Origin of the sequence: Streptomyces palmae, assembly GCF_004684805.1 — a bacterium.
In the GTDB taxonomy this organism is placed as follows: Bacteria; Actinomycetota; Actinomycetes; order Streptomycetales; family Streptomycetaceae; genus Streptomyces; species Streptomyces palmae.
Window position 1 is genome coordinate 1 of the sequence record NZ_SRID01000378.1, and the last position, 6585, is coordinate 6585.

At 71.4% G+C, this 6585-nt stretch carries 5 protein-coding genes and 1 rRNA gene; 2 read left to right on the plus strand and 4 right to left on the minus strand.

Annotation, left to right across the window (positions count from 1 at the left end; translation table 11 throughout):
- The first annotated feature begins 10 nt into the window (after window positions 1–10).
- Window positions 11–127 (plus strand): 5S ribosomal RNA (gene rrf / locus E4099_RS27075).
- Window positions 128–196: 69 nt separating this feature from the next.
- A complete protein-coding gene (locus E4099_RS27080; RefSeq protein ID WP_135341754.1) occupies window positions 197–922 on the plus strand; it encodes a GNAT family N-acetyltransferase in 726 nt (241 codons plus the stop codon).
- Here the strand turns inward: E4099_RS27080 and E4099_RS27085 are convergent.
- The 4 genes from E4099_RS27085 to E4099_RS27100 form a co-directional block, all read right to left on the minus strand.
- Window positions 822–2450: a type IV secretory system conjugative DNA transfer family protein gene (locus tag E4099_RS27085; RefSeq protein ID WP_135341755.1), complete on the minus strand. Its 1629-nt coding sequence runs from the start codon at window positions 2448–2450 to the stop codon at window positions 822–824. The two genes, E4099_RS27080 and E4099_RS27085, sit on opposite strands and share 101 nt — an antisense overlap.
- Window position 2451: 1 nt before the next feature.
- The gene (locus E4099_RS27090) at window positions 2452–3876 is read right to left on the minus strand and encodes an ATP-binding protein (protein WP_135341756.1); all 1425 of its coding nucleotides are present in this window, start codon (window positions 3874–3876) and stop codon (window positions 2452–2454) included.
- Between the two features lie 61 nt (window positions 3877–3937).
- The gene (locus E4099_RS27095; RefSeq protein ID WP_135341757.1) at window positions 3938–5491 is read right to left on the minus strand and encodes an SCO6880 family protein; all 1554 of its coding nucleotides are present in this window, start codon (window positions 5489–5491) and stop codon (window positions 3938–3940) included.
- Between the two features lie 2 nt (window positions 5492–5493).
- A partial coding sequence (locus E4099_RS27100; protein ID WP_245245204.1) for a hypothetical protein occupies window positions 5494–6585 on the minus strand: 1092 nt, incomplete at its 5' end.

Sequence of the window (6585 nt, forward strand, 5' to 3'; positions counted from 1 at the left end):
TTCATAGTGTTTCGGTGGTTATAGCGTTAGGGAAACGCCCGGTTACATTCCGAACCCGGAAGCTAAGCCTTTCAGCGCCGATGGTACTGCAGGGGGGACCCTGTGGGAGAGTAGGACGCCGCCGAACAAATTGTGAAGCCGTGTCCCTCGGATTAATTCCGAGGGACACGGCTTTTTTTGTGCCTAAGATCGGCCGATGGGATACACCATCAGGGCCATCCAGGCCGACGAGTGGCAGCCGCTCCGGGAGCTGAGGCTCGCGGCGCTGGCCGACCCGGTGGCACGGGTCGCCTTCAACGAGACCTATGCGAACGCCGCCGCTTATGAGGAGCGGGTATGGCGGGAGCGGGCCGAACGAAGCGCTGCCGGGGACGGCATCACCACCTTCATCGGCATCGCGGACCGGAAAGGCTCCCCCGCGGATGCCACCGCCGCTGAGGGCCAGGCCGCCGGCCGCTGGGTCGGGATGATCATCGCCTTGGTCGAGCCGGCGGAACCGGCTTCCACGGTCGATCTGGTGAGCGTCTATCTGCTTCCCGAACACCGGGGCACCGGACTCGCGCGCGGGTTGTTCGAGGCCGCGATCGGCTGGGCCTGGGAGCGTCCCTCACCCCGTATCGAGCGGGTGCGGCTGTGGGTGCACGAAGAGAACCCGCGCGCGGAGGCCTTCTACCGGAAGCTGGGGTTCGCCAGGACGGGCGCGATGATGCCCGACCCCAAGGCACCGTCGGCGATGGAGGTGGAGATGGCGCTGCCCCGGCCCGTACCGGGGGAAGGGACAGCCGGTACGGGGATCGAGGCCTCGAACGGGAGAGCGGGCGTCAGCGGACCAGGGCGCGGTTCGGCCAGCGGGAACGCGCCTGCTCCTGGGAGCGCATCAGGGCCAGCGTCAGCAGGCCCTGAGCCGGGCCCTGGGCGATGAGATCGGGCAGGGCCGGGAGCGGAGCCACCGCGGCGACGTCGTCCAGGACCAGGGTCACCGGTGGGTCGAGCCGCCCGGAGGAGGACCGTTCGGCCGTGCGTCGGCTGCGTTCGACCACGCTCGCGGCGAGCGCCGTCAGCAGCGGCATCGCGCCCGGGCGGGACCGGGGGTCCTCGATGGACTCGCCCACCAGGTAGAGCGTTCCCCCTTCGGTGAAGAACGACTCCAGGGCGAGCTCGTCGGCGCGGCCCGGATTGCACGCGTCCCTGATGTGGATGGAGGACAGCGCCTCCAGCGTTCGGGCCGTCAACTCCTGAGCCTGGTCCCGCCGCTGGGGGTGTGCGGTGAGCGTGGCCTCCAGCTCGCCCGCGGCGCCCCCGGCGGCCTTGGGGTGGGTGCGGAGGATGCGTACCGGCTCGTGCGCCCCGGTGCCCTGGGCCCAGCGGTGCACCTGGCGGAACGGACGGCCGTCCACCGCCGCCGCGTGGAGCCAGCAGCGCAGCAGCGTCTCGGCCGCCTCCGCGGTGGGCTTGTCGAGGGCGTGCGCAGGCCGTACGGCGGCCAGCAGGGCCGTGGCCCGGATGGCGGCGGTATCCCGCGCCTCGCAGCCCGCGGCAGGGTTCCAGCGCAGCCGCGAGGGGGTGTCCACCAGGTGCGCGGGGTCGAAGACATGGGTCGGGCCCAGCTTGGCGCGGGTGTCCTTGGTGGCGCTCCACAGCCCGGGGTCGCTGGTGACCACCAGCACCGGGCCCTCCGCGTCCAGCACCGTCCGGACGGCCGCGTCCCCACGCTGGGCGCCGTAGACGATGCGCGGCAGGGAGGGCTCGGGCGAGGCGAAGACGCTGGACCGGGGGGCCGGCACCGCCGGGGAGGGGAGCGGGCCGCTCTGGCCGTCCGAGAGGACTGGAGCCCGCGGTGTGGGCGGTGCCGCGCTCGCGGCCGGGGCGGCGGGCGGCGTACCGGTGCCGCCGGTGGTCGTGCCGGAGGTCTCCGGGGAGCTCGGGGCGGGGGCGTGGTGGAGCCCGGCGCCGACAGGCGGTTCCGCGTCCGGGGGACGCTCGGTGTGCCGCGGTCCGTACGGCTGGGGCCCGTGGGTGTGCTGGTCGGGGTGCGGGGAGCCGGCGGCGCGGGCCTGGGCCGCCTCCGCGCGTCGGCGGGCCCGGACGAGCCGGTACCGGCTGACGGTGCCGATGGCGAAGACGGTCAGGACGAGGAGCACCAGCAGTTCGCTGATGAAGATGCCCCAGAACAGCCCGTACCCGGAGAGCTGCTCGGGCGGGGTGTCGGGCCAGGCCCCCGGCAGGTCGTGGGGCTGGCCGACCAGATGCCGCATGGCCATGGGCGTACGGATGAACGACACCCGGTCCGGCCAGGCGCCGTGCGAGAGCAGCGCGGACAGGCCGGTCGCCGACCAGGCCAGCAGGGTGAGGCCGATCAGGAAGCCCAGCACGCCGACGAGCAGGCCGTCCGGGACGCCGCCGCTCTGGCGTGGCTCCTCGGGGCCGCCGCGTCTGAGGTCCCCGGCCACGTCAGGCCACCGTCGAACCGTAGGAAGGACCGCCGTACGCGGCCTCCGCGCCCACGCCGCGCTCCACGGCCGACGCCCGCTCCTCGGCTTCCGCCTCCGCCTCGCGGGCGAGTTCCAGCGCCAGTCCGTCCTCGGTCATGGCCCGGTCGGTGTAGACCAGGGGGCGCTCGGCCTCGGTGATCAGGTGCTTGACGACCTGGACGTTGCCGTTGACGTCCCAGACGGCGATGCCCGGGGTCAGCGTGGGGATGATCTCCACGGCCCAGCGTGGCAGGCCCAGGACCCGGCCGGTGGCCCGCGCCTCGTCGGCCTTCTGGGCGTAGACGGTGCGGGTGGACGCCATCTTGAGGATCGCCGCGGCCTCCCTGGCCGCCGCGCCGTCCACGACGTCCGAGAGGTGGTGGACCACGGCGACGAAGGACAGGCCCAGTCGCCGGCCGAACTTCAGCAGGCGCTGGAAGAGCTGGGCGACGAACGGGCTGTTGATGATGTGCCAGGCCTCTTCCACCAGGAAGATGCGCTTCTTGCGGTCCGGGCGGATCCAGGTGTGCTCCAGCCAGACGCCGACGATCGCCATCAGGATCGGCATCGCGATGGAGTTGCGGTCGATATGGGAGAGGTCGAAGACGATCAGCGGGGCGTCCAGGTCGATGCCCACCGTGGTCGGGCCGTCGAACATGCCGCGGAGGTCACCGTCGACCAGCCGGTCCAGCACCAGGGCGACGTCCAGGCCCCAGGCCCGTACGTCGTCGATGTCCACGTTCATGGAATCGGCGGAGTCTGCCTCCGGGTGCCGCAGCTGCTCCACGATGTCGGTGAGCACCGGCTGGCGGTCCACGATGGTCTCGTTGACGTAGGCGTGGGCGACCTTGAGCGCGAAGCCGGAGCGTTCGTCCAGGCCGTGGCCCATGGCCACCTCGATGATGGTGCGCAGCAGGGCGAGCTGGCCGGTGGTGGTGATCGAGGGGTCCAGCGGGTTCAGCCGGATACCGCCGTCCAGGGCGGCCATCGGATCCAGCCGGATGGGGGTGATCCCCAGCTGCTGGGCGATGAGGTTCCACTCGCCGACGCCGTCCTCGCCCTGCGCGTCCAGCACCACCACCTGGCGGTCCCGGAAGCGCAGTTGCCGCAGTACGTAGGTCTTCTCCAGCGCCGACTTGCCGTTGCCGGACTCGCCCAGCACCAGCCAGTGCGGGGCGGGCAGCTGCTGACCGTACAGCTGGAACGGGTCGTAGATGTAGCCCTTGCCGGAGTACACCTCGCGGCCGATGATGACCCCGGAGTCACCGAGTCCGGGGGCCGCGGTGGGCAGATAGACGGCCTGGGCCTGCCCCGTCGACGTGCGCACCGGCAACCGGGTCGTCTCCACCTTCCCGAAGAGAAAACTGGTGAAGGCGTCGGTGATGGCGCCCATCGGATCGACCACGGCCAAGCCCCTCTCGTCCCTACGTCCTCGTCCTGCGCGGTCCTGATGGTCCTGGCGGACCCTATCGGCGGATGCCGGTCGCGAACGGCAGGGTGTTCACAAAGGCCCGGTGGTGCTCGCGGTCGCACCACTCCAGCTTCAGGTAGCTCTTCCCCGCGGAGGCGCGGATGGTGCGCTTGTCGCGGTTGAGGGCCTCCGGGTGGCGGGAGGAGACCGTGATGTAGCCGACCAGGTTCACCCCGGCCGCGCCGCTGGCCAGGTCCTCGCCGCGCTGGTCCAGCCGGCCGTGGGCGGCGATGTCGCGGGGGTCGACGGTGCGGTTCATCTTGGCGGCCCGGCTGGCGTCGGCCTCGTCGTTGGTCTTCTCGGTCAGCATCCGCTCGATCGCCACCTCGGTGGGCTCCAGGTCCATGCAGACCGCGACCGTGCGGATCACGTCCGGGGTGTGGACCAGCAGCGGGGCGAGGAAGTTGACGCCCACCGGGGTCATCGGCCACTCCTTGATCCAGGCGGTGGCATGGCACCAGGGCTCGCGGGTGCTGGACTCCCGGGTCTTGGCCTGGAGGTAGGTGGGCTCGGTGGCGTCCAGCTCGGCGGGCCAGGCGTTGCGCTCGCTCATGGCCTGGATGTGGTCGATCGGGTGGTCCGGGTCGTACATGGAGTGGATCAGCGAGGAGAGCCGGCTCTGGCCGAGCGGTTGGCGCACCCGGATGTCGGCCTCGGCGAGGCGGGCGCAGATGTCGGTCAGCTCGCGGGCCATCACCACGGCCAGGCCGGCGTCCTTGTCCAGCTTCCGGCCGCCGCCGCTGTGCCGGGCCGCCCTGGCGATGGCCTGCGCCTCGGAGGCCAGGTCGCGGGTGTAGTGCATGCAGGCGACCAGGTAGGCGCGGTGCTGCTCGGAGGAGGTGGACACCATGGACTGCAGCTGGTCGTAGGAGTCCTTGAGCCAGTCGGGGGCGCCGCGGTCGCCGCGTCGCTCCACGTCCTTGGCGTGCGCGTCCGGGTCGGCGGGCAGCGTACGGGCCAGCATCTGGATGCGGGTCACGAAGCCGTCGCCGTTGGCCACGTGCTTGAGCAGCGTGCCGAACCGGTCGACCAGCGCCTCCTGGTCCTCCGAGTCGCGCAGGCCCACACCGGGGCCCTCGATCTCGATGGCGGCGGTCACGGTACGGCGGTCGGCGTGCAGCAGTACGGCGATCTCGTCCGGCCCGAACGGCGCGGCCAGCCAGCTTATGCGGCCGATGCCGGGCGGCGGGCCGATCTCGATCTCCCGTCCGTCCAGCCGGGTGCCGGCCTCGGCGGCGGCCGAACGGTAGGTGGCGCCCCTGCGCACCTGGCGCTTGTACGAGCGGTTGATCTCGAACCACTTGTAGAAGGTGCGGCCCTTGTACGGCACGTACACCGCGGCGAGCGCCACCGTGGGGAAGCCGACCAGGGTGACGATGCGCAGCATCAGCACCGGCACGAGCAGGCCGCACATCATGCCCACGAACGCGCCGCCGATGATCAGTGCGATCTCGCCGGACTCGCGGTTCTTGCCGACGATCGCGTTGGGGCGGGCGCGGCCGATCAGATAGGTACGGCGGGGCGCGATGGGATGGGACTGGGCATCCAGGGTCAACGCCGGTCACCTCCCGGATTGTTGCTGGTGGGGTTGGTGTTCTGGGTGCGGGGCGCAGGGGCGGCCCCGCCGCCGCCCGAGGGGGCGGGGTTGCGGGTGCTGTGCGCGGCCACGCCGCCGGAGACCGGGTTGGCGGGCTTGGGCTGGCCGGCCCGGGCGCCTTCGTTGCCGCTGACGCCGGTGCCGGTGGCGCGGGCGCTGTGGGTGTTGATGCCCTGCTTGACCAGGGAGGCCGGTGAGCTGACGATGGCGGCGGCCTGCCGCGAGGCCGGGTCCGCACTGGCGCTGCGGGCCTTGACGATCTCGTCGCCGAACCCGGGGACGAAGCGGTAGATCATCGCGCTGGCGAAGATGGCCAGGATGATGATGGAGAGCCCGGAGACCACGGCGGAGAAGGCGTCCGGTCCCTCGTCGGAGGTGGACAGGGCGCCGGCCAGTGCCAACACGATCACGATCACCGGCTTGACCAGGATGACGGCGATCATGATGCCGGCCCAGCGGCGTACGTGGCCCCACATGTTCTTGTCCACCAGGCCCGCGTACACGGCGGTGCCCAGCAGCGCGCCCACGTAGAGCAGCGCGGCGCGGATCACCAGCTCCAGGCAGAGCACGCCGGCGGCCAGGATGGTGACCAGCGACACGACGATCAGCATGATCGGGCCGCCGCCGATGTCCTCGTCCCGTTTCAGCGCGGCGGTGAACGAGCTGAAGAACTGGTCGTTGTCGGCCCCGGTGCCGGAGGCGATCGCATCCGTGACGGCGTCGGTGGCGGAGACCACGGTGTAGAGGATCAGCGGGGTGAAGGCGGAGGCCAGGACGGTCAGCCACAGGAAGCCGATGGCCTCGGAGAGCGCCTCGGTGAACGGCACCCCGCGGATGGCCCGCTTGGCGACGGCCAGCAGCCAGAGGATGAGCGTGAGGATGGTGGAGGCGGCGAAGACGACGGCGTACTGGCGGAGGAAGGCCTCGTTGGTGAAGTCGACGTTGGCGGTCTCCTTGACGAGCTTGGAGACCTTGCCGACGATCCACGCGGCGGCGTCGGCAAGGTCTCCAAGCTCGTCAAGGAGACCGCCAACGTCGACTTCACC

What these genes read in the sequence shown, in the direction of transcription:
- E4099_RS27080 (WP_135341754.1), top strand. Translation starts at nt 197, where the DNA reads ATGGGATACACCATCAGGGCCATCCAGGCCGACGAGTGGCAGCCGCTC.